Genomic DNA, 20,398 nt, shown 5'->3' with positions numbered 1-20,398 from the left:
GGCCTGCTACACATGGCCGCGGAGGCCGAAGATCTTCGGCCCGCATAAGCCTTGCAGAACGCACAGAAAGAATTCGCATATGCGCGACATTCGCACTCCGATAGCCGAATTCCCCCGTTCCCGCACCGCCGGTTCGGCGCGCCCCACGGCGGGGTCGGCCACGCCGGGGTTCTGGTGGATGCCCATCTGGTACTGAACCGGATCCGCCGGAGGGCGTGACCGGGGTTCCGGTCACGCCCTCCGGTGTGTGCGGCGGGGGTCAGGGGGTGGTGAGGGGGACGGCGGCCTCGGGGGTGAAGATGCGGGCGGTGAGGGACTCCTGGAGGTAGAGGGCGACGGTGTCGGCGGTGTGGGAGAGGTAGCCGACGCTGACGTCCTGGCCGAGTCGGAGTTCGAAGTCGCCGCCGCGGGTGGAGAGCAGGAGGGCGCCTTCGATGGCGGGGGCCCAGATGAGCTCGCCGTCGAGGAGGCGGGCGATGTGGCTGGCGACGGGGTAGCCGTGGTCGGAGGTCTCGTTGACGGCGGTGTAGGCGTCGGCGCCGAGGAGGAGGGCGTAGGGGCCGCCGACGCCGGCCAGGCGGAGGGTGGTGAGAGCCCTGCTGACCGCCTCGGGGTACTCCCGGACGTCGGTGGGGAGCGGGACGGCGGGGTTGGTGGCGGCGGCGCGGATGCCCTCGATGCCGGCGGCGGGGTAGCCGTCGAAGACGGCGCGGTCCTCGGTGAGGGCCAGGGTGCGGGCGGCGTCCTTCACCGGCTGCCAGTCGCTGTCCCGGGAGCCGCGCTCGACGTCGTCCACGGCGGCGCGGTCGACCGAGAAGGGCACCCGGAGTTCGACGAGCGGCCGCACCTCGCGGGCGTGGGCCTGGACGCCCGGGCCGGGCGGCTCGATGGCCGTGAGGTGGCCGGTGCCGACGGCGGCGAGGGCGGGGCCGTCGGGGCCGTCGACGTCCACGACGCGGCGGCCGGCGAGGTGGAGCTTGACGGTCTGCCGGGCCTCCTCCTCGATCTCCGCCCAGGCCGCGGCGGAGACGGGGGCGAGTTCGCGGTGCAGGTTGTTCATGACGCGGGGGTGCCTTTCAGGCTGCCGATGGCGAGGGAGCCGTCGGAGGAGGCTGCGGACGGGGCTGCGGACGGGGCTGCGGACGGGGCCGGGGCGGGAACGGCGACGGAGGCCGCGGCGGACGGCGCGGGCGGCGGGGCGTCCAGGAAGTCGGCGGCCGGGACGTGGAACAGGGTTCCGGTGGCCGCGACGGAGAAGTCGAGCAGGCGGTCGTGGGCGCCGGGCGGGCGGCCGACGAACATGTTCTCCAGCATCTCCTCGGTCACCGCCGGCGTGCGCGAGTAGCCGATGAAGTACGTCCCGAACTCCCCTCCCCCGGCGAACGAGCCGAACGCCATGTTGAACCGCATGATCTGCCGCTCCTCGCCGTCCGGGCCGGTGACGGTGGTCAGCGCCACGTGCGAGTCGGCGGGCTTGAGGTCGTCGGCGAGCTCGATGTCGGTGAGCTTGGTACGGCCGACCGCGCGTTCCTGCGCCTCGACGGGCAGGCGGTTCCAGGCGTCCAGGTCGTGCAGGTACTTCTGGACGATCACATAGCTGCCGCCCGCGAACTCCGGGTCCTCCGCGCCGATCAGGACGGCCTCCGCCGCCGCCCGGCCCTCGGGGTTCTCGGTGCCGTCGACGAAGCCCAGGAGGTCGCGGTCGTCGAAGTAGCGGAAGCCGTGCACGGCGTCGACCACGGTGGCGGCCCCGGCGAGGCGGTTGGTGAGCTGGCCCGCCAGCTCGAAGCAGAGGTCCATCCGGGCGGCGCGCAGGTGGAACAGCAGGTCGCCGGGGGTGGCCGGGGCCCGGTGCCGGGCGCCGGCGATCTCCCGGAAGGGGTGCAGCCCGGCCGGGCGGGGACCGTCGAAGAGCCGGTCCCAGGCGTCCGAGCCGATGCCGGTGACACAGGTCAGGCCGGCGTCGGGGGCGCGGAAGCCGACCGCGCGGCGCAGGCCGGCCAGGTCGGGCAGGAGCGCCCGGACGGCGGGTTCGCCGCCGGGGTCGATGGTGAGGACGAGGAAGATCGCGGCGCTGGTGAGCGGGGTGAGGACGGGCTGCGGCATCGGCGGACTCCGGTCAACGGGGTCTGATCATCCGTACGATTACACCCCAGAGCTGGCATTTCGGCACGGGAGGCAGGCCGGGCGGAGCAGCAGGACGGCAGCGGGCGGCCCCCCACCCGGGCGGACCGGTGAGGGGCCGCCCGGGTGGGGGGCGCGGCGGCGGACGGTCAGGACGGCGCGCCGCGGCGGCGCAGACCGAGGGCGGTGACCAGCGCGCCGAGGGCGACCGCCGCGACCGGGACCACCAGGGCGGCCCGGAAGCCGTCCATGCCGGGGCGCCCCGCGCCGGTGGCGGCCAGGTGGACGGCGGTGACCGCGGAGAGGCCGAGCGCCGCGCCGAACTGGAAGGCGGTGTTGAGCAACCCGCCGGCCAGGCCCTGCTCCTCCTCCGCGACGCCGTCGGTGGCGGCGATGGTCAGCGGCCCGTAGGCGAGGGCGAAGGCCAGACCGGTGAGGATCATGGTCGGGAACATCATCGGATAGCTCCAGTCCGGGCCGGCCGGCAGGAACAGCGCGTAGGACACCACCGCCAGGCAGAAGCCGCCGAGGATCACCCGGACGGTGCCGAACCGCTCCACCAGCCGGGGTGTGAGGGTCGGCGCGAGCACCGCGTCCACGCCGACGGCGAGCAGCGCGAGGCCGGTCTGCAGCGGGGTCCAGCCGCGCAGGTCCTGCAGGTAGAGGGTGACGGTGAACTGGAAGCCGAAGAAGGAGCCGGCGAACAGCAGCGCGCCGAGGTTCGCGCGCAGCAGCGGGCCGGAGCGCAGCAGGCCGAGGCGGACCAGCGGCGCGGCGGAGCGCCGTTCGACGGCGGCGAAGAGGGCCAGCAGGGCCAGTCCGCCGGCCGCCTCGGCGAGGGTCGGGCCGAGGGCGGCGTCCGGTTCGCCGATCCGCACCACCGCGTGGACCAGCAGCAGCATCGCGCCGGTGGCGGTGGCGGCGCCGGCCAGGTCGAAGCGCTCGCCGGGACGGCGGGCGGGTGGTTGGTCGCGCGGGAGCAGCGGCAGGGCGGCGAGCAGCAGGGCGCCGGCCAGCAGCACCGGGGCGAAGAAGACCCAGCGCCAGCCGACCGCGGTGAGCAGGCCGCCGGCCACCAGGCCGAGCGAGAAGCCGGCGGCCGCGGTGCCCGCGTAGAGCAGCAGCGCGCGGTTGCGGCGCGGGCCCTCGGCGAAGGCGGTGGTGATGATCGCCAGGCCGGCCGGGGTCATGAAGGCGGCCGCGAGGCCGGTGGCGAAGCGGGCCAGGACGAGCACCCAGGGGGCGCCGGCGAGGCCGCCGAGTCCGGAGAAGAGGACGAAGACGGTGAGCCAGAACAGGAAGGTCCGGCGGCGTCCGAGCAGGTCGGCGGTGCGGCCGCCGAGCAGCATGAAGCCGCCGTAGCCGAGCACGTAGGCGCTCAGCACCCAGCTGAGCGAGCCGGTGTCCATGCCGAGGTCGGCGCGGATCGAGGGGAGCGCCACGTTGAGCATCGCGACGTCGATGCCCTCCAGGAAGATCGCGCCGCACAGGACGAGGAGCACGGCGGTCTCGCGGCCGGTGAGGCGGTCGGACGGCGACGGGGGCGGCGGTGGAGCCGCGGGGGGACGGGCGGGCGTGCCGGTTTCGGGCACGGCCGAGGGCACGGCTGGGGAGGCGGACACGGAGGTCTCCTGGGAGTGCGCGGGGGGCGGGGAGGCCGGACGGGGCGGTTCCCCTTCGTCCGGTCGGTTCCCTCTTGTAACCACCAGCCATCCTGAGGCAGCATCAGGAACCATGGAAGAAGGCACTTCGAAGTCACCGACGCACTGCGCGGATACCGGGGACGACTACGACGTTCTCCAGTGGGACACCCGGGAGGACTGCGAGGTCCGGCAGATCCTCGACCGGATCGCCGACAAGTGGTCGCTGCTGGTGATCGCCCTGCTGGACCGCGGTTCGCTGCGCTTCACCGAGCTGCGGCGGGAGATCGACGGGGTCAGCCAGCGGATGCTGACCGTCACGCTGCGGCAGCTGGAGCGCGACGGCCTGGTCGAGCGGACGGTGCACCCGGTGGTGCCGCCCCGGGTCGACTACGCGCTGACGCCGCTCGGGCGGACCCTGCACGAGACCGTCCGCTCGCTGGTCGCCTGGACCGAGACGCACCAGCGCGAGATCGCGGCGGCCCGGGCCTCCTACGACGCCCGGGTGGGCTGAGCGCGCGAGAAGGGGCGGCCCCGGTCTCCCGGGTCCGCCCCTTCTCGTGTGCGTGCGTGCCCGCGCCGCCGCCGTCAGACCCGCAGGGCCGCCAGCTGCTCGGCGAACGGGACCACCGTCTCCTCCTCGGACCCGCCGTCCGCCGCCGGCCCGCTGGGGGCGCGGCCGGCGAGCAGCCCGGCGAGTTCGCCGGCCGCCCGGTCGATCCGGCCCGGAAGCCCGTCGGTGAGCCGGTCCCCCGTGGTGCCCCAGTCGTCGGTGGCCGCGTAGACCGAGGTCGGGACGACCACCGAGCGCAGGTAGCTGAACAGCGGCCGCACCGCGTGCTCCAGCGCCAGCGAGTGCCGGGGCGTGCCGCCGGTGGCGGCGATCAGCACCGGCTTGCCGGTGAGCACGTCGGGGTCGAGCACGTCGAAGAACGACTTGAACAGTCCGCTGTAGGAGGCGGCGAAGATCGGCGTCACGGTGATCAGCCCGTCGGCGCGGGTGACCGCCTCGATCGCCTCGCGCAGCGCGGCGCCGGGGAAGCCGGTGACGAAGTTGTGCGCGATGTCGGTGGCGAGGTCGCGCAGTTCGATCACCGTCACCTCCGTCTCGCGCCCGTCCCGGGCGAGCCGGCGGACCGTCGCGTCGGCGAGCCGGTCGGCGAGCAGGCGCGTCGAGGACGGCTTGCTCAGGCCGGCGCTGATCACGACCAGTCGGTACGCGGTCACTTGGCCACCTCCACGTTCTCCTCGGTGTGCTGCTCCTGCTCCCGGCGGGCGCGGTCGGCCTCGACCAGCGAGGCGTGGGTCGGCGCGTCCGGGACGCCGGCCGGGCGGCCCTTGGCGAACTCCTCGCGCAGCACCGGCACGACCTCCTCGCCGAGCAGGTCCAGCTGCTCCAGCACGGTCTTCAGCGGCAGGCCGGCGTGGTCCATCAGGAACAGCTGGCGCTGGTAGTCGCCGAAGGTCTCGCGGAAGGTCAGGGTCTTCTCGATGACCTCCTGCGGGCTGCCGACGGTGAGCGGGGTCTGCTCGGTGAACTCCTCCATGGACGGCCCGTGTCCGTACACCGGCGCGTTGTCGAAGTACGGGCGGAACTCGCGCACCGCGTCCTGCGAGTTCTTGCGCATGAACACCTGGCCGCCGAGGCCGACGACGGCCTGCTCGGGGGTGCCGTGCCCGTAGTGGGCGAAGCGCTCGCGGTAGAGGTTGATCAGCTTCTTGAAGTGCTCCTTGGGCCAGAAGATGTTGTTCGCGAAGAAGCCGTCGCCGTAGTAGGCGGCCTGCTCGGCGATCTCGGGGCTGCGGATCGAGCCGTGCCAGACGAACGGCGGGACGCCGTCGAGCGGGCGCGGGGTGGCGGTGAAGGACTGCAGCGGGGTGCGGAAGCGGCCCGACCAGTCGACCACGTCCTCGCGCCACAGCTGGTGCAGCAGCGCGTAGTTCTCGATCGCGAGCGGGATGCCCTGGCGGATGTCCTTGCCGAACCACGGGTAGACCGGGCCGGTGTTGCCGCGGCCCATCATGAGGTCCACCCGGCCGTCGGCGAGGTGCTGGAGCACCGCGTAGTCCTCGGCGATCTTCACCGGGTCGTTGGTGGTGATCAGCGTGGTCGAGGTGGACAGGATGATGCGGTCGGTCTGCGCGGCGATGTAGCCGAGCAGGGTGGTCGGCGAGGACGGCACGAACGGCGGGTTGTGGTGCTCGCCGGTCGCGAAGACGTCCAGGCCGACCTCCTCGGCCTTGCGAGCGATGGCCACGGTCGCCTTGATCCGCTCGTGCTCGGTCGGGGTGCGGCCGGTGGTCGGGTCGGGGGTGACGTCGCCGACGGTGAAGATTCCGAACTGCATGTTGCTCACCACGCTCCAGGCTGAATCCCGCAGGGAAACCCGGCTCAGGATCCGATCGTCAAAGTTTCAACGACCTTAGCATCCGCCACCCGGGTGTTATTCCCCTCCGCGCCCGACTTCTGGTCCGAGACCGCACGACGGGCCCGCAGGGCGTCCGGGAGCAGGGTCAGCAGGCCCGCGAGCGCCATCGCGACCCCGAGCCAGAGCACGGCGCGCAGGCCCCAGGCGTCGATGGCGAGCCCGCCGAGCAGGGAGCTGAGGATGACACCCAGCGTGATGAAGGAGTTGTGGACGGTGTTCACCAGCGGGCGGGCGTTGCCGATCCGCTGCACCCGCGAGGCCATCGCCGGGTTCATGGTGACGCCGACCAGGCCGACCCCGAGCAGCAGGGCGACCGCCGGCACCCGGAGCTGGGCGAAGAGCGCGAGGCCGGCCAGGAAGACGGTGTTCAGCGCCAGGCCGACGGCGAGCACCGGCAGCGCGTACCGGTCGGCGAGCCGGCCGACCACGGTGTTGCCGATCACGGTCGCCGCTCCGTAGGCGACGAGCAGCAGCGGGACGGAACCGACGGAGAAGCCGGTGATCTCGGTCAGGACCGGGTTGACGTAGCTGAACAGCGAGAAGGTCGCGCCGATGATCAGGGTGCTGGTGGCGAAGGCCAGCCAGAGCCGCCGGTTGCGCAGCGCGCCCAGCTCGGCGCGCAGCGAGCCGCCGCCCTCGGCGTGGTCGGCGTCCGGCACCCCGGCGAGGGTGGCCAGGGCGACCAGCACGGTGAGCACGGCGATCGCCCAGAACGCCGCCCGCCAGCCGAGGCGCTCACCGATGACGGTCGCCAGCGGCAGGCCCAGCAGGGTGCCGAGCATCAGGCCGTTCATCAGTACGGCGATCGCCCGGCCGCGCAGCTCGGGGCGGGCCAGCTGGGCGCAGAGCGAGATCGAGATGCCGAAGAAGGCCTGCGCGGCGATCCCGCAGACCACCCGGGCCACCAGCATGACCGGGTAGCCGGTGGCGGTCGCGGCGAGCACGTTGCCGACCAGGAAGACGGCGAACAGCAGCATCAGCGCGTATTTCTGACGCACCCTCAGGAGCGTGATAGTGAGGAAGGGCCCGCCGAAGGACATCGCGACGGAGAAGGCGGTGATCAGGTAGCCGATCTGCGGGACGGTCGCGTCGAGGCCCTGCGCCAGCTGCGGCATCAGCCCGGCGACGGCGAACTCGCTGGTCACCATCGCGAAGATGCCGAGGGCGAGGACGTACACGGCACGTGGCATGGGAGTGCTCCCCCGATAGTTTTGGATGGATCGGTTCAAAACAAGGGCAGGCGAGAGCGCCCGAGCGGCCGGCCGGGCCGACGGGCGGGCAGGCCCCCCGAAGGCCGGGGCGCTCGAAGATCAGACCTCTTGAAGGTCAGACCGCTCGAAGATCAGGGCGTGAGCGCGTCCACCGCGGTGGCGGCGATGGCCTCGACGGCGGCCCGGTCGGCCCCGCCCTTGGCCGCGACCCGCATCCCGGCGATCACCGCGTTCACGAAGCGGGCCAGCTCGCCCGCCTCCCGGCGCGCGGCGATCTCCCCGGCGCGCTGCCCGGCCCCGATGGCGGCGGACAGCGCGGCGAGCCGCACCTCCTGGTCCTGCTCCAGCACCCCGGCCGCCTCCGGGTCGCGCCCGGCGAGCTCGACGACGGTGTTCACGGTCAGGCAGCCGAGACTGCGCCCCTGCGGGCGGTTCTCGAACTCCCCGTCGACGACCCGTGCGAGCAGCAGCCGGACCCGCTCCAGCGGGGGCAGTTCCGGATCCTCCAGCAGGGCGACCTGCGGGACGGTCATCAGCTCGTTGTAGCGGTCCAGCGACCGGCGGAACAGGTCGCGCTTGCTGCTGAACGTGTTGTAGATGCTGCTCCGCCCCAGACCCGTCGCCTCGCAGAGGTCCTGGGTCGAGGTGGCCTCGTAGCCGTTGGCCCAGAACGCGCGCATCGCCGCGTCCAGCGCCCGGTCCTCGTCGAAGGTGCGCGGTCTCGCCATGTCAGCACCGTAGCCGTTTTGGATCGATCAGTGCAATACCGTTCGGCGTCCGCCCGCCGGTGGGACGCCGACGGGTCGGCCGGGTGCCCGCGCGGGACAATGGGAGGAGCCGGGAGCGGTCGGCCGGAGCACCCGAAGGGCGGCGAACCGATGGCGGAGTACATCGCGGTGAGCGCGCTGAGCCACGAGGGCCTGGTGCGCGGACAGAACGAGGACAGCCTCACCGTCGGGCCGTGGACGCTCTGCGCGACCGTCACCACCAACCCGCAGACCCTGCTCTTCCCGCTCGGCCCGCCGTGCGTGGTCGCGGTCGCCGACGGGCTCGGCGGCCATCCCGGCGGCGAGGTCGCCAGCTCCCTGGTCGCCCGGCGGCTGGCGGCGGCCGGGCCGGGGCTCGACGGCGAGGAGAGCGTCCGGGACGCCCTGCAGACCTGCAACCGGGACGTCTACGCGGCCGCCGGCGGGGATCCGGGGCTGGCCGCGATGGGCACCACGGTGGCGGGCCTGGTCCTGCTCGCGGACCGGGCCGTGGTCTTCAACATCGGCGACAGCCGCGTCTACCGCATCGGGGACGGCTCGCTGCACCGGATCAGCGTGGACGACAGCCCGCCGCTGCCGCCCGGGCGGCGCACCACCTCGGTGGTCACCCAGACCCTCGGCGGCTCGCTCGGGCTGACCTTCGTCGAGCCGCACGTCCGCAGCGCGCCGCTGGCCGTCGGCGACCGGTACCTGGTGTGCAGCGACGGGCTGACCGACGCGGTGCCGGAGGAGGAGCTGTCGGCGCTGCTCGCGCGTCCGCCCGCGGAGTCCCAACGGGCCGACGGGCGGACGGCGTTCGAGCTCTGGAAGGCGGCGATCGAGGCCGGCGGGCCGGACAACATCACGCTCGCCCTGGTGCGGATCGGGCAGTGACGGGGAGGGCCCCGGCGGTAACTCCGCCGGGGCCCTCGGTCAGTGCTGTCGGGTCACAACTCCTCGGTCAGTACTCGGCCTTGACGGTCGCGCCGGAGAAGCCCTGCGGGGCGTAGAGGCTCAGGAAGACGTAGCCGGCGGGCGGGTTGGTGATGGTCAGGGTCTCGTTGTTGCCGTTCGGGTCGGCGGACTTGGCGGTGAAGGCGTCGGTGTACGCCCAGCCGTCGCCGTTGTAGTACAGGTCGCCGTTGCCGGTGCCGCCCGTGCTGGTGAGCTTCAGCTGCGTCACCCCGGCCGGGAGGAGCAGGTAGAAGTGCGCGTAGTTGCCGGCGGTCGCCGCCGCGTTGCTGCGCGTGCAGTTCTTGTCCAGCAGGCGGGTGTCGGTGGCGGTGCACTCCGACCCGTCGCCGCCGCCGGCGCCGACGGCGACATCCTGCCGGGCGCTCGCGGTGGAGCCCTTGTCGTCGGTCACCGTGAGGGTGACGGTGTAGCTGCCGGCCTTGGCGTACGTCTTGGCCGGGTTGGCGGTGGTGGCGGTGGTGCCGTCGCCGAAGTCCCAGGCGTAGGAGGCGATCGTGCCGTCCTGGTCGGTGGAGGTGCTGGTGAAGGAGACGCCCAGGCCGTTGACCGCGGCGGTGAAGGCCGCGGTGGGCGCCTGGTTGCCGCCGGGGTTGGTGCCGCCGGCGCAGGCGCCGGCCGCGCACTTGGTCAGCCAGCTGTCGAAGTCGGCGTCGTAGCGGGTGCCGATGGTCTGCTTGAGGATGGTGCGGGCGCCCTCCCAGTCACCGGCGCGGTACTTGGCGAGCACGGCGTCCAGGTCGGCGCGGTGCTGCTCCAGCATGTAGCGGACGGCCAGGTAGCCCCAGCGGTAGACGCGCTCCTGGTCGCCGTACGCGGTGTCGAAGAGGTCGGAGAGCCGGTAGGTGTGAAGGCCCGCGGCGGTGATCGCCGCGTCGTAGGTCTCGTTGCGGTAGGAGTAGGAGACGTACTCGGCGAAGCCCTCGACCCACCAGATGGTCGGGGTGGTCATGCCGGCGTCGAAGTCGCCGTACATGTTGAACCGGCCGTCGAGGTAGTGGGTGTACTCGTGGTTGAGGTTCCAGATCTGGAAGTCCGGGAGGGCCCAGTCGGCCTCGTAGGCGAGGAAGCGCGGCTGGTTGCCGGCCTCGCCCGGCTTGCCCTCCAGGTACATGCCGCCGTTGTTGGTGTCGATGCCGAAGATGCCGGCGGCGAACACCACGTAGTCGAAGCGGGTGTGGAAGACCACGACCTCGATGGTGGTGTTCTGGTCGTCGGCGACGGGGCCGCCGTCCTTGGCCACCGAGTGGAAGAAGGCGTCCTGGCCGTTGAGGCTGGAGCAGGTCGTCTCCAGCTGCGCGGCGTCCAGCTTCTGGGCGCGGACGCGGATGCTCGGGCTGCAGGCGTGGTCGACGGTCAGGACGGCCGCCCGGAGCCGGGCCGGGGCGTCACAGGTGCCGTAGGTGGAGCAGGTTCCCGGGTCGTAGGCCTCGGCCATCTCGGCGACGGCGGCCCACTGGTACGCGGTGCGGTCGCTCGGCGAGGAGTGGTCGGCCAGGCCCTTCAGCAGCGGGGTGACCTTGGGTCGCAGCGCCTCGTACTGCACGAAACGGCCCAGCTCGCGGGTCGCGTTGTAGACCAGGAAGGTGTAGTCGCCGCCCAGCAGGGCGCTGTTGGCGTTGGCGAAGGCGGAGAGCGAGTCGAGCACGCTCGGGTCGGCCTGCACCGCCTCGACGAAGCCCTTCGCCTGGTGGCCGCGCCACAGCACGGTGAACACGCCGTTGAGCGCGTTGCCCATGTTCGCCGGGTTGTGGGTGGCGGCGTCGTAGGCGCCCAGCAGGCGCTTGACCTCCGGCAGGTAGCGGACGTTCTCCTGCGCGCTGTCGATCAGGATGACCGCCTCGCCCAGCGTGCCCGCGTTGGCCGCGGTGACGTCACGGGAGTGCGCGTTGTTGAAGAAGGTGTCCAGCGCGCCGCGGATCGAGGTCTGCAGGGCGGTGCCGTAGGTGCCCACGTCGGAGGCGTGGTACCACTGCACGTAGTAGCCGGCCCGCAGGAACAGCACCAGCTGAGCGGTGGAGGTGGAGTTGTCACCCGGGTAGTTCGCGGCGTTGTCGCGCAGGGCGTCCGCCACCGTGACCATCTGGGACTCGCGGAAGGTTCCGTTGGCGTCCCCGCCGGTCAGGGTGAACAGGCTGTTGATGCAGCCGATGTCGGCCGCCTTGACGGCCTGCACGAGAGCACCGCCGGTGCGGCTGAAGTCCGGGATGTTGCAGGGCTGTTCGGCGAGAGCCATGGGGGCGCTCTCGCCGAAGGCCTTGGCCAGCTCGGCCTTCTGCTCGGCCTGCTGTTCCGCCTTCGACAGACGCTCGGCGCGCGCGGGGTCCGCGGTCGAGAACGGGGCGCGGTCACGGGCCGCGACCGGCTTCTTCTCGCCGTGGGCGTCCGGCGTGTCACCGATCGCGGGCTGCGGGGCCAGCCCGGCGGGCCCGGCCGAGGTCGCGGGCGAGCCTCCGCCGGAGGGCGGCGAAGCCGGGGCGGGGTCGGCCTGAGCGCTCGGGGCGAACAGTCCGACCGCCACGAACATCGCGAGGAGGAGCGTCAACAACCTCGCGACGTGGGGACGTTGGTGCAAGGGACGTGCGGTACTCACGTGGGGGCCTCCGGGCCTTCGTCGGCCGCGTGGGGGCGCGGCCGGTGGGAATGGTGAGGACCGTTGCGACGGCGCCATTGGGGCGGTGCCGTCGAGCACCGGTGGGGAGTGTGACATGTACAATGGCATACATCACATGACCGAGGAACCCTCGGAACGGACAACTGCCGCTTCCCCACAGGAACTTCACCGAATGACCGCAGAACGGCAGAGGCCGCCGGTCGGTCGACCGGCGGCCTCTGGGTGTTCCGGCGGCGGGGACGGCCGCCGCGATCGGCGCGTCAGGCGCGGGCCAGGAGCACCGCACCCGCGGTGACCAGGGCGAGCAGGACGGCGGCCGCGCCGTACGACAGCCGGTGCGAGCGCACCACCGGCAGGTAGCGGTCCACGGCGTAGCGGCCGGGGCCGGTCAGCGCGAGCGCCGCCGCGGCGGCGATCAGCAGCAGCTCGTACTCGCTGCCGCCCTTCATGGCGAAGAAGCTGCCGCTCCAGGTGACGGCGAGGGCGTTGAGCATGGTGCCCAGGATCGCGGCGGCGGCCAGCGGCGCCAGCACGCCGACGGCGAGCGCCAGTCCGCCGCCGGTCTCGGTGAGGCCGGCCACGACGGCCATGAACTTGGGCGCCGGGTAGCCCTTCGCGCCGAAGAACGCGGAGGTGCCGTCGATCCCGCCGCCGCCGAACCAGCCGAAGAGCTTCTGGCTGCCGTGCGCGGCCATGGTGAGACCGAGGGCCACCCGCAGCAGCAGGAGGCCGGTGTCGTAGGCGTGCGGGGAGGTGGCCGCGGATCCGGGGACCGTCGCCGCGGCGGCGTGGTTGGTGGGGGCGGTCGTGCTCGGGCTGCTGCTCGGCATGCGCGTCTCCATCGAAAAAAGGGGGGTTCGTCGATGCTGGACCGATTTGTTCAAATTCGAACCAGCGGGGTTGTTTGACCGTACCTGCAAGTTTGAATTTGAACAACTGGCCGGACGTGAGATTTTGGCGTGGCCGGGTCAGTAGTGGTCTGGACCTGCGTACGACGGCGTGGGGCAGGGCACGCTCAGGGCATGGCACACCGCAACCAACACCGACGGACGGAGCGGAAGGGCACCCCGTACCCCGAGGCCCTCGCCGCCTTCACCGAACGGGTGAGGCTGGTCACGCCCGACCAGTGGGACGCGCCCACCCCCTGCGCCGACTGGACCGTGCGGGACCTGGTCAACCACCTCACCGGCGAGCAGCTCTGGGTCCCCGAACTGCTGATGGGCGCCACCATCGCCGAGGTGGGCGGCCGCTTCGACGGCGACGTCCTCGGCGACGACCCGGTCGGCGCCTGGAGCGCCGCCGCGGACGCCGCCCGCGGCGCCTTCGCCGTCCCCGGAGCCGCCGACCTCACCGTGCACCTGTCCTTCGGCGACGTCTCCGGGCAGTACTACCTGGACCAGCTCACCGCCGACGCCGTCGTGCACACCTGGGACCTCGCCGAGGGCACCGGCCGGCTCACCCGGCTGCCGGAGGGCCTGGTGGACTTCGCGCTCGCCGAGTACACCGGCTACGGGGACCTCTCCGGCAGCGGGCTGTTCGACCCGCCGCTGCCGGTGGCGGAGGACGCCGACGCCCAGACCCGGATGCTCGCGCTCACCGGACGCCGGTACCGCCCCTGAGCCGGAACCGCCCCTGACCTGCGGCGCCGCCCGGCGGGAGCGGCTCCCGGGCGGCTCCCGGGAGCCTTCTCCCCCGCCGCGGCGCCCGGGTGACCGGGGCGGCGCCGGATACTGGAGGTGTCGGGGGGAGCCGAAACCGAAGCGGACGGGAGAGGCGGGCGCGCCATGAGCCGCAAGCCGGACATCCTCGGCGAGTTCACCGCGGAGCACCGCGCGGTGGAGGACCTGCTCGCCCGGATCGAGGCCGCCCCGGCCCGCCCCGGGGAGTCCGGCCGGGACGGCGGAGCGGGCCGGGAGCAGCTGATCGAGCGGCTCACCGACCTGCTGTTCAGCCACTGCGCGGCGGAGGAGGAACACCTGTTCCCGGTCGTCCAGCACGACGTGCCGGACGGCGGCGCGCTGGTGTTCCGGTGCATCCACGACCACCTCGCGATCGGCCAGTACCTCGCCGACCTCCAGGCCCTGGCGCCGGGCGACCCCGCGCCGGACACCCTGCTGCGCGGGCTGGCCGAGCTGCTGCGCCGGCACCTGGCGGCCGAGGAGGAGCAGCTGTTCCCCGCCGCCCGCAAGGCCCTCCCCGCCGCCGCCCGGACCGCGCTCGCCGAACGGCTGCGGGCCGATCGGGCGGAGATCGCCGAGGCCGGGCCGTAGGGCCGTGGCGATCAGGGCTTGGCGCTGATCACCGCGAAACGGCCGCCCTCCGGGTCCTGCAGCCGGGCGACCCGCCCGTACGGCGAGTCGAAGGCCGGGCCCAGCGCGCTGCCACCGAGCTGCTCCGCCCTGGCCAGCGCCGCGTCGGTGTCCGGCACCGAGAACGACACCTCCCAGTGCGGCGGCATCCCCGCCGGGCCGGTCGCCTGTTCCCTGGCGAGCGCGGCCACGCTGCGCCCCTCGGCCCGCAGCACCACCCGGTCGTGCTCCCAGCGGACCTCGAACCGCTCCGGGTCCCGGCCGTCCCAGCGGAACACCTCGCCGTAGAAGAGCGCGGCCGCGAACGGGTCCGGGGTGCGCAGCTCGATCCAGACCGGCGCGCCCAGGAGGTCCAGCCGCCGGGCACGGCCCAGCGGGCCCTCCCAGATGCCGAACACCGCGCCCAGGGGGTCCGCGGCGAACGCCACCCGGCCGGCGTCGAAGGAGAGCGGGCCCACCGCGAGCGTCGCGCCCCGCTCGCGGACCGCGTCGGCGGCGGCGTCCGCGTTCTCCGTGCCGAAGTAGCTGGTCCAGGCGACGGGCATGCCCCAGCCACCGCTCGCCACGCCCAGTCCGGCCACCGCCTCGCCGCCGGCCACGGCGTGCACGTACGGGCCGAAACGGTCCGGCCCCGGCTCGAACTCCCAGCCCAGCAGCGGCCCGTAGAAGGCCTTGGCCGTGTCGAGGTCGCGCGCCATCAGGCTGACCCAGCACGGGACGGCCGCCACGCAGCGCACCTCGGCCGTCGTCCCACCGCTGACCATCGCGACCACCTCCGAGACCCCGGCTGCCGGGCCCCTCCCGACTCCCACGGCCGTCCGGCCGCCCGGGCGACTTCAGCCTAGGCCGTGTCCGCCGGTTCGCGGAGGTGCCACGCCCCCTCCTGCCCGGGGCACCGGGACACCGCCGAAGCCGTCCCGGCCCGCGCCCGGGGCGGTCGGGGCCAGGTTCTGCCCCGGATCGCTCCGCCGTCAGGCGGCGGGGGCGAGGCGGGCGACGAGGTGGAGGCGGTCGCCGTCGGCGGTGGCGGCGGGCCGGTCGCCGTCCGTCCAGGGCGGGTCGGTGCGCGGGCCGGGCCGGTCGTGGAGGGCGAGGACGGTGAAGCCGTGGACGGCGAGCAGGTGGCGCAGCTCCTGGGGGAAGAGCAGCCGCCAGGCGGAGTGCTGCTCGACCGGCGGGCTGCCGTCGTCGGCGGCCCAACTACGGGTGCGGCGCAGGAGTTGGGCGGCGTGGTCGATCCACAGCACGGTGCGCGAGGTGTGCGTGACGCCGTCGTGGGTGACGCTGTCGAGCCGTGCGGCGTCGAGGAGTTCGGTGCGGCCGAGGAAGAAGGCGCCGTTGCGCATCTCGGCGACCAGCAGGCCGCCGGGGCGCAGGTGGTGGCGGAGCCGGCCGAACAGGGCGTCGAGGTCGGCGTTGGTGTGGCAGTAGAGCAGTGCGCTGTCCAGGCAGAGCACGGCGTCGAACCGCCCGGGCAGCGTGAACTCCCGCATGTCGCCGACGTGGTAGGACGGGCCGGGGTGGCGGGTCCGGGCGTGGGCGATCATCGCCGGGGAGCTGTCCAGGCCGGTGACGGTGCGTCCGGCCGTGCGGTGCAGCCAGCCCGCGTCGCGGCCGGTGCCGCAGCCGAGGTCCAGGACCTCGGGGCCCGCGCCGTGCTCCCGGAGCATCGACTCGGCCCACCGGGCGGCGGTGAACCCGGGGTCGGGGAAGCGGAGTTCGTAGAGCTCCGGGCGGTCGGTGAGCAGGTTGCGGCGGGCGGCGTCCGGGCCGGCGGCCGTGCGGCGGTGCGTCATCGGGCTCCGGCCACCGTCCGGGGCTCGGCCTCCGTGCGCGCGGCGGGCAGCACGCCGAGGCCGGCGCGGTCCGGGGTGCGGACGGTGCCGTCGGCGCCGCCGATGCCCTGCCAGGGGTCGTGGGCGAGCAGCAGGTGGCCGTCGAGGTCCAGCCAGCGGGCCCGGTCGGCGAGGTGGACGGCGGGCGCGATGCCGAGGGAGCTGGCCGCCAGGCAGCCGAGCATCAGCTCGGTGCCGCTGCCGTGCAGGGCCTCGGCGATGCGCAGTACCTGGTGGACGCCGCCGCACTTGGCGAGCTTGAGGTTGACGCCGTGCACCCGGCCGGCCAGCCGGCAGGCGTCCTCGTAGTCGACGGCGTCCTCGTCGGCGATCACCGGGACGGGCGAGCGTTCGGCGACGGCGGCGAGCGCGTCGGGGCTGCCCGGGGGGATCGGCTGCTCGACGGCCTCGACGCCGGTGGCGGCGAAGGCGGGCAGCAGCCGGAGGGCCTGGGCGGGGGTCCAGGCTCCGTTGGGGTCGAGCAGCAGCCGGGCGGCCGGGGCGGCCTCGTGGACGGCCTGGACGCGGGCCAGGTCGAGGCCGGGGTCGGCGGCGCCGGCCTTGACCTTGAGCACGGTGAACCCGGCGTCGGCGAGCCGGGCGGCCTGCACGGCGGCGCGGGCGGGCGGGTCGATGCCGATGGTGCGGGCGGTGGCGGCGGCGACCGGTTCGGCCCGGCCGAGCAGCCGGTGGACGGGCTCACCGGCCCGCTTGCCGACCAGGTCGAGCAGGGCGGCCTCGACGGCGGCCAGCACCCCGGCCGGCAGCGGCGCGTACGGGGCCGCGCCGTCGCGCAGGTCGGCGAGCGCCTGCTCAGGGTCCGGGCCGTCCTCCAGCGCGGGGCGCAACGCGTCGAGCCCGCGCAGGATCCGGTCGGTGGGCAGGGCCAGGTGGACGCTGCTGACCACCTCACCGTGGCCGGTCAACCCGCCGTGTGCGAGGGCGAGTTGGACGGCGTCCCGTTCGGTGGTCACCGAGCGGGAGATACGCAGCGGCTCGGCCAGGCGGAGCCGGACGGTGCGGACGTCGAGCCTCATCGGTCCTCCTCGGGGCGGGCGGCGACGGTGACCGCCGGGACGGCGGCGGGCGCGGTCCGGCCGGTGCGGCAGCGGGCCCAGCCGGTGACCTCGACGGCCGCCGGGTGCGGGATCTCGGTCGGGCGCGGCGCGGCCCGTTCGGCGTCCAGGCCGTGCCGCCGGCAGAACGCGTCGTCGTACACGGTGCCCAGGTAGCGGTGCGGGCCGTCGGGGAAGACGGTGGCGACGGCGGCGTCCGGGTGCGCGCGGGCGGCCCAGGCGGCGACCAGGGCGACCGCGCCGGTGGACCAGCCGCCGCTGACGAAGGCGCCCCGGGCGAGGCGCCGGCAGGCGTCGACGGCCTCGGCCGGGCCGACCCAGTGCACCTCGTCGAAGGCGTGGTGGACGACGTTGCGCGGGTGGATGGAACTGCCGAGGCCGCGCATCAGCCGGGACCGGGCGGGCTGGCCGAAGATGGTGGAGCCGACCGAGTCGACGCCGATGATCCGCAGCCGGGGCCAGCGGCGGCGCAGCGCCTCGGCGAGGCCGGCGCTGTGGCCGCCGGTGCCGACGCTGCAGACCAGCACGTCCAGGTGGTCGAGGTCGGCGGTGATCTCCTGGGCCATCGCCCGGTAACCGGCCGCGTTGTCGGGGTTGTTGTACTGGTCGGGCCAGTAGGCGCCGGGCAGCCGGTCGAGCACGGCGCGCACCCGGGCGAGCCGGGCGGCCTGCCAGCCGCCGTGCCGGGCGGGCCGCTCGACCAGCTCCAGCCGGGCACCGTAGGAGCGCAGCAGCTGTCGCATGGACGGCTCGAGTTCGTTGTCGCCGACCAGGACGACGGGGTGGCCGAGGGCCTGTCCGGCGAAGGCGAGGCCGACGCCCATGGTGCCCGAGGTGGACTCCACCACCGTGGCTCCGGGCCGCAGTTCGCCCCGGGCGTGGGCGCCGCGGAGCATCGCGACAGCCGGGCGGGCCTTCATGCCGCCGGCGCTCAGCCCCTCCAGCTTGGCCCAGAAGCCGGGGTGCGGGTGCGGGAGCGGGGTGGTGATCCGGGCCAGCGGGGTGCCGCCGAGCAGCGGCAGCAGGGCCGGGTTGCCGAGCACCGGAGTGTCCAGCACCGCGCCGGAGCCGAGCAGGGCGGTCACCGGGCCGCACCCCCGTACAGGTGGAGCACGGAGGGACCGCCGTCGAGCCAGAAGAAGGGGTAGGGCTCGGCGCTGACGGCGGTGACGCCGTGGCCGAGCAGCCGGGGCAGCACGGCGCTGCCGGTCTGCGCGAACAGCACCAGGGGCTTTCCGGTGGCGCGGGCGTGGGCGAGCAGCGGGTCGAGGGAGCCGTTGCCGAGGGTCATGCCGGAGGCGAGGATCGCGTCGCAGTCGTCGAGGTGGGCGAGGGCGTCGGTGTGCACCGGCTCGTCCCATTCGGTGGTGCCGCCCTTGAGGTCGCACGCCAGGTACTCGACCCCGTGCGAACGGAGCTGCTCCAGGAGGGAGTTGACGACGCCGACGACCAGCACCCGGCGGACGGCGGCGAGCGGCAGCAGCCCCACCACGGCGGAGGCGCGCAGCCGCGACTTCGCGAGCGAGGAGCCCGCCGGCAGCCCGAAGCGCCGGGCGCCGTGCACCGGTCCGTGCGGGCGGCAGTGGCCCAGGTAGGCGTCGAGGGCGGCGACCCGGACGGCGGCGAGCGGGTGGTCGAGCAGCTCGCCGACGGTGGCGCCGACGCAGTCGGTGATCGTGTCGGCGGGGAGTTCGCCGGGTTCGACGGCGCAGGAACCGACGGCGGAGCCGATGCGCAGGCTGAGCACCTCGTTGCGGTACCCGCGGGCGCGTCCGCCGTGCCGGACGGCCTGGACGGTGCTGAAGGCGAGCGCGATCGGCAGGGAGGCCGGGTCGGGCCCGTACGCCCCCGTACGGACCCGCCCGGTGATCTGGTCGAGCACGGAGCGGGCGGGGGCCCCGACGCTCGCGGTGAGGGCGCTCGCGACGGGGGCACTGCCGACGGGGGCGCTCGCGGTGGGGGCCTCGGTGAGGGTGGCGCTCACGCGGACACCGCCATGGCCTCGGCCGGACGGCCGGCGGCCGCGAGGCGGGGGCGGAGCCCGGCGAGCAGCCGCTCGGCGCTGCGGCGCGCCCCGGCCCCGCCGGCGTCGGCGGTCATGACGTGCCCGAGGTACTCGTTGTTGCTGGTCGCGGGCCGCACCTCGCGGCCGGCCGCGGCGAGGGCGAGCTCGACCACCGCCGGGTCGCGCCGCACCGCGTCCTCCCCGTCGAAGCCGGCCAGCAGGCCGCTCTGCCCGCCGCCGGGCACCAGGAAGGCGATGGCGGCGCTGGCGGTCCCGGTCGGCCGGGCGGTCAGGTCGGGGCGGCGGCCGAGCGCGAGGTCGACGGCGGCGGCGGCCAGGTCGACCCCGGTGACCCGCCGGACCAGCTCGGTGATCCGGTTGCCGGCCGGACGCGGGTTGACCTCGACCACCCGGGGCCCGGCGGAGGTGAGCTTGACCTCGGTGTGCGCGACGACCCGGTCGAGGCCGAGCGCGGCCAGTGCGGCGACCGCGGTGCCGGCGGCGGCCTCGGCCTCGGCCGGGTCCAGGGCGGCCGGGAACATGTGGCCGGTCTCGATGAAGGCGGGCGCGCCGCCGACGCTCTTGTCGGTGATCCCGACGACGTGCGCGACGCCGTCCACCGAGACCGTCTCGACGCTGACCTCCGGTCCGGTGAGCAGTTCCTCCAGCAGCACCGCCGGCTCCCGCCGCTGGCCGCGAGCGTTGACCGGGAAGGCGTCCAACGCCCCGAACGCGGCGAGGAGTTCGTCCTCGTCGCGGACCGCTCGGACGAACATCCCGGCGCACAGGTCGACCGGCTTGACGACCAGCGGGTAGCCGATCGCCCGGGCGGCGGCGCGGGCCTGCTCCCGGTCGGCGCAGAGCGCGTGGGCGGGCCCGGGGACGCCGGCCCCGGCGAGCCGGCGGCGGGTGAGGTCCTTGCGGCAGGCGGCGGCGACGGCCTCCGGCTCCGGGCCGGGCAGGCCGAGCCTGCGGGCCACCCGGGCGACCTGCGGCAGGTAGTAGTCGCAGGAGGAGAGCACGCCGTCGAAGCCGAGCAGCGCGTGCAGCCGCTCGGCGTACGGGAGCAGCGTGTCCGGGTCGTTGGTGTCGGCGGTGAGGATGTTCCCGGCGGCGAGCAGCGGGTGCGGACCGTCGGCGGGGGCGGCGGCCCGCAAGTAGTGGTGCAGGTCGCGGGTGAGGAAGGTGAAGCGGTGTCCGCCCTCCTCCAGCGCTCGTGGCAACAGCCGGCTCATGGAGCCGACCCAGCTCTCGACCACCAGCAGATGCGCCACGGCTCTTCCTCTCGACGGCCACCGCGGAGACCGCGGACTCGACGGACAATCAGGACCGTAACGGGATTCGTTTTCATTTTCAACGCGCCGGACCGCATGCTTGTCGCTGCGTCAGATGAAAGTGGTTTTCATGTACTCTTGCCCTCCCCCGTCGCACCCCAGC

At 74.2% G+C, this 20,398-nt stretch carries 19 protein-coding genes; 4 read left to right on the top strand and 15 right to left on the bottom strand.

Going from position 1 to position 20,398, the window contains the following annotated elements; translation table 11 throughout:
• Positions 1–259 precede the first annotated feature (259 nt).
• The 3 genes from ABT238_RS26075 to ABT238_RS26065 all read right to left on the bottom strand — a co-directional run bounded on the left by ABT238_RS26075 (position 260) and on the right by ABT238_RS26065 (position 3,746).
• Positions 260–1,060: a family 1 encapsulin nanocompartment shell protein gene (locus tag ABT238_RS26075; protein ID WP_350571025.1), complete on the bottom strand. Its 801-nt coding sequence runs from the start codon at positions 1,058–1,060 to the stop codon at positions 260–262.
• Complete coding sequence (locus ABT238_RS26070) at positions 1,057–2,106, bottom strand: Dyp-type peroxidase (protein ID WP_350793834.1); 1,050 nt, start codon at positions 2,104–2,106, stop codon at positions 1,057–1,059. Before ABT238_RS26070 ends, ABT238_RS26075 begins: the two co-directional genes overlap by 4 nt.
• A gap of 167 nt (positions 2,107–2,273) precedes the next feature.
• Positions 2,274–3,746 (bottom strand): MFS transporter, encoded by a 1,473-nt coding sequence (locus tag ABT238_RS26065; RefSeq protein ID WP_502884380.1) that lies wholly within the window; start codon positions 3,744–3,746, stop codon positions 2,274–2,276.
• 112 nt (positions 3,747–3,858) lie between these two features.
• Between ABT238_RS26065 and ABT238_RS26060 the strand changes: the two genes are divergently transcribed.
• A complete protein-coding gene (locus tag ABT238_RS26060; RefSeq protein ID WP_350571028.1) occupies positions 3,859–4,278 on the top strand; it encodes a winged helix-turn-helix transcriptional regulator in 420 nt (139 codons plus the stop codon).
• Positions 4,279–4,352: 74 nt separating this feature from the next.
• Here ABT238_RS26060 and ABT238_RS26055 read toward each other — a convergent pair whose 3' ends face one another.
• The 4 genes from ABT238_RS26055 to ABT238_RS26040 all read right to left on the bottom strand — a co-directional run bounded on the left by ABT238_RS26055 (position 4,353) and on the right by ABT238_RS26040 (position 8,132).
• Positions 4,353–4,991, bottom strand: a complete 639-nt coding sequence (locus ABT238_RS26055) for an FMN reductase (RefSeq protein WP_350571030.1) — start codon at positions 4,989–4,991, stop codon at positions 4,353–4,355.
• Positions 4,988–6,112, bottom strand: a complete 1,125-nt coding sequence (locus ABT238_RS26050) for an LLM class flavin-dependent oxidoreductase (protein ID WP_350571032.1) — start codon at positions 6,110–6,112, stop codon at positions 4,988–4,990. The genes ABT238_RS26055 and ABT238_RS26050 overlap by 4 nt, the downstream gene beginning before the upstream one ends.
• A 44-nt stretch (positions 6,113–6,156) precedes the next feature.
• Positions 6,157–7,383 (bottom strand): MFS transporter, encoded by a 1,227-nt coding sequence (locus ABT238_RS26045; protein WP_350571034.1) that lies wholly within the window; start codon positions 7,381–7,383, stop codon positions 6,157–6,159.
• 152 nt (positions 7,384–7,535) lie between these two features.
• Complete coding sequence (locus tag ABT238_RS26040) at positions 7,536–8,132, bottom strand: TetR/AcrR family transcriptional regulator (protein ID WP_350793802.1); 597 nt, start codon at positions 8,130–8,132, stop codon at positions 7,536–7,538.
• Positions 8,133–8,282: 150 nt separating this feature from the next.
• Here ABT238_RS26040 and ABT238_RS26035 point away from each other — a divergent pair, with 150 nt between their 5' ends.
• Positions 8,283–9,044 (top strand): PP2C family protein-serine/threonine phosphatase, encoded by a 762-nt coding sequence (locus ABT238_RS26035; RefSeq protein WP_350571038.1) that lies wholly within the window; start codon positions 8,283–8,285, stop codon positions 9,042–9,044.
• 67 nt (positions 9,045–9,111) lie between these two features.
• On the opposite strand, the gene ABT238_RS26030 is transcribed toward ABT238_RS26035, so the two are convergent.
• Together ABT238_RS26030 and ABT238_RS26025 are read right to left on the bottom strand one after the other, a co-directional pair.
• Complete coding sequence (locus tag ABT238_RS26030) at positions 9,112–11,667, bottom strand: collagenase (RefSeq protein WP_350793786.1); 2,556 nt, start codon at positions 11,665–11,667, stop codon at positions 9,112–9,114.
• 329 nt (positions 11,668–11,996) lie between these two features.
• Positions 11,997–12,566 carry a DoxX family protein gene (locus ABT238_RS26025; protein WP_350793778.1) on the bottom strand — a complete coding sequence of 190 codons (570 nt, stop codon included), beginning with the start codon at positions 12,564–12,566 and terminating at the stop codon, positions 11,997–11,999.
• 192 nt (positions 12,567–12,758) lie between these two features.
• Here ABT238_RS26025 and ABT238_RS26020 point away from each other — a divergent pair, with 192 nt between their 5' ends.
• Together ABT238_RS26020 and ABT238_RS26015 are read left to right on the top strand one after the other, a co-directional pair.
• Complete coding sequence (locus ABT238_RS26020; RefSeq protein ID WP_350793771.1) at positions 12,759–13,355, top strand: TIGR03086 family metal-binding protein; 597 nt, start codon at positions 12,759–12,761, stop codon at positions 13,353–13,355.
• A gap of 165 nt (positions 13,356–13,520) precedes the next feature.
• Positions 13,521–14,006: a hemerythrin domain-containing protein gene (locus tag ABT238_RS26015; protein WP_350793764.1), complete on the top strand. Its 486-nt coding sequence runs from the start codon at positions 13,521–13,523 to the stop codon at positions 14,004–14,006.
• Positions 14,007–14,017: 11 nt separating this feature from the next.
• Here the strand turns inward: ABT238_RS26015 and ABT238_RS26010 are convergent, their stop codons facing one another.
• The 6 genes from ABT238_RS26010 to ABT238_RS25985 all read right to left on the bottom strand — a co-directional run bounded on the left by ABT238_RS26010 (position 14,018) and on the right by ABT238_RS25985 (position 20,235).
• The gene (locus ABT238_RS26010) at positions 14,018–14,809 is read right to left on the bottom strand and encodes a VOC family protein (RefSeq protein ID WP_350571047.1); all 792 of its coding nucleotides are present in this window, start codon (positions 14,807–14,809) and stop codon (positions 14,018–14,020) included.
• A 207-nt stretch (positions 14,810–15,016) separates the two neighbouring features.
• Complete coding sequence (locus ABT238_RS26005; RefSeq protein ID WP_350793754.1) at positions 15,017–15,841, bottom strand: class I SAM-dependent methyltransferase; 825 nt, start codon at positions 15,839–15,841, stop codon at positions 15,017–15,019.
• Positions 15,838–16,917 carry a dipeptide epimerase gene (locus ABT238_RS26000; RefSeq protein WP_350571049.1) on the bottom strand — a complete coding sequence of 360 codons (1,080 nt, stop codon included), beginning with the start codon at positions 16,915–16,917 and terminating at the stop codon, positions 15,838–15,840. Before ABT238_RS26000 ends, ABT238_RS26005 begins: the two co-directional genes overlap by 4 nt.
• On the bottom strand, positions 16,914–18,041 hold the full coding sequence (locus ABT238_RS25995) for a PLP-dependent cysteine synthase family protein (RefSeq protein ID WP_350571051.1): 1,128 nt from the start codon (positions 18,039–18,041) through the stop codon (positions 16,914–16,916). The genes ABT238_RS26000 and ABT238_RS25995 overlap by 4 nt, the downstream gene beginning before the upstream one ends.
• Entirely contained in the window at positions 18,038–18,940 is a 903-nt protein-coding gene (locus tag ABT238_RS25990; RefSeq protein ID WP_502891463.1) for a Rossmann-like domain-containing protein, read from the bottom strand. Before ABT238_RS25990 ends, ABT238_RS25995 begins: the two co-directional genes overlap by 4 nt.
• The gene (locus ABT238_RS25985; RefSeq protein WP_350571052.1) at positions 18,937–20,235 is read right to left on the bottom strand and encodes an ATP-grasp domain-containing protein; all 1,299 of its coding nucleotides are present in this window, start codon (positions 20,233–20,235) and stop codon (positions 18,937–18,939) included. The genes ABT238_RS25990 and ABT238_RS25985 overlap by 4 nt, the downstream gene beginning before the upstream one ends.
• Between the last annotated feature and the right edge of the window lie 163 nt (positions 20,236–20,398).

It is taken from the genome of Kitasatospora sp. NPDC001527 (assembly GCF_040298605.1).
GTDB lineage: Bacteria > Actinomycetota > Actinomycetes > Streptomycetales > Streptomycetaceae > Kitasatospora.
The sequence above is the reverse complement of the archived record's forward strand: the minus strand, read 5'-3'. Positions and strand labels throughout refer to the sequence as shown.

Excerpts from the sequence above, each read along its gene's own strand:
- ABT238_RS26075 (WP_350571025.1), bottom strand. The coding sequence starts at position 1,060 with ATGAACAACCTGCACCGCGAACTCGCCCCCGTCTCCGCCGCGGCCTGG.
- ABT238_RS26070 (WP_350793834.1), bottom strand. The coding sequence starts at position 2,106 with ATGCCGCAGCCCGTCCTCACCCCGCTCACCAGCGCCGCGATCTTCCTC.
- ABT238_RS26060 (WP_350571028.1), top strand. The coding sequence starts at position 3,859 with ATGGAAGAAGGCACTTCGAAGTCACCGACGCACTGCGCGGATACCGGG.
- ABT238_RS26050 (WP_350571032.1), bottom strand. The coding sequence starts at position 6,112 with ATGCAGTTCGGAATCTTCACCGTCGGCGACGTCACCCCCGACCCGACC.
- ABT238_RS26045 (WP_350571034.1), bottom strand. The coding sequence starts at position 7,383 with ATGCCACGTGCCGTGTACGTCCTCGCCCTCGGCATCTTCGCGATGGTG.
- ABT238_RS26040 (WP_350793802.1), bottom strand. The coding sequence starts at position 8,132 with ATGGCGAGACCGCGCACCTTCGACGAGGACCGGGCGCTGGACGCGGCG.
- ABT238_RS26035 (WP_350571038.1), top strand. The coding sequence starts at position 8,283 with ATGGCGGAGTACATCGCGGTGAGCGCGCTGAGCCACGAGGGCCTGGTG.
- ABT238_RS26025 (WP_350793778.1), bottom strand. The coding sequence starts at position 12,566 with ATGCCGAGCAGCAGCCCGAGCACGACCGCCCCCACCAACCACGCCGCC.
- ABT238_RS26020 (WP_350793771.1), top strand. The coding sequence starts at position 12,759 with ATGGCACACCGCAACCAACACCGACGGACGGAGCGGAAGGGCACCCCG.
- ABT238_RS26015 (WP_350793764.1), top strand. The coding sequence starts at position 13,521 with ATGAGCCGCAAGCCGGACATCCTCGGCGAGTTCACCGCGGAGCACCGC.
- ABT238_RS26010 (WP_350571047.1), bottom strand. The coding sequence starts at position 14,809 with ATGGTCAGCGGTGGGACGACGGCCGAGGTGCGCTGCGTGGCGGCCGTC.
- ABT238_RS26005 (WP_350793754.1), bottom strand. The coding sequence starts at position 15,841 with ATGACGCACCGCCGCACGGCCGCCGGCCCGGACGCCGCCCGCCGCAAC.
- ABT238_RS26000 (WP_350571049.1), bottom strand. The coding sequence starts at position 16,917 with ATGAGGCTCGACGTCCGCACCGTCCGGCTCCGCCTGGCCGAGCCGCTG.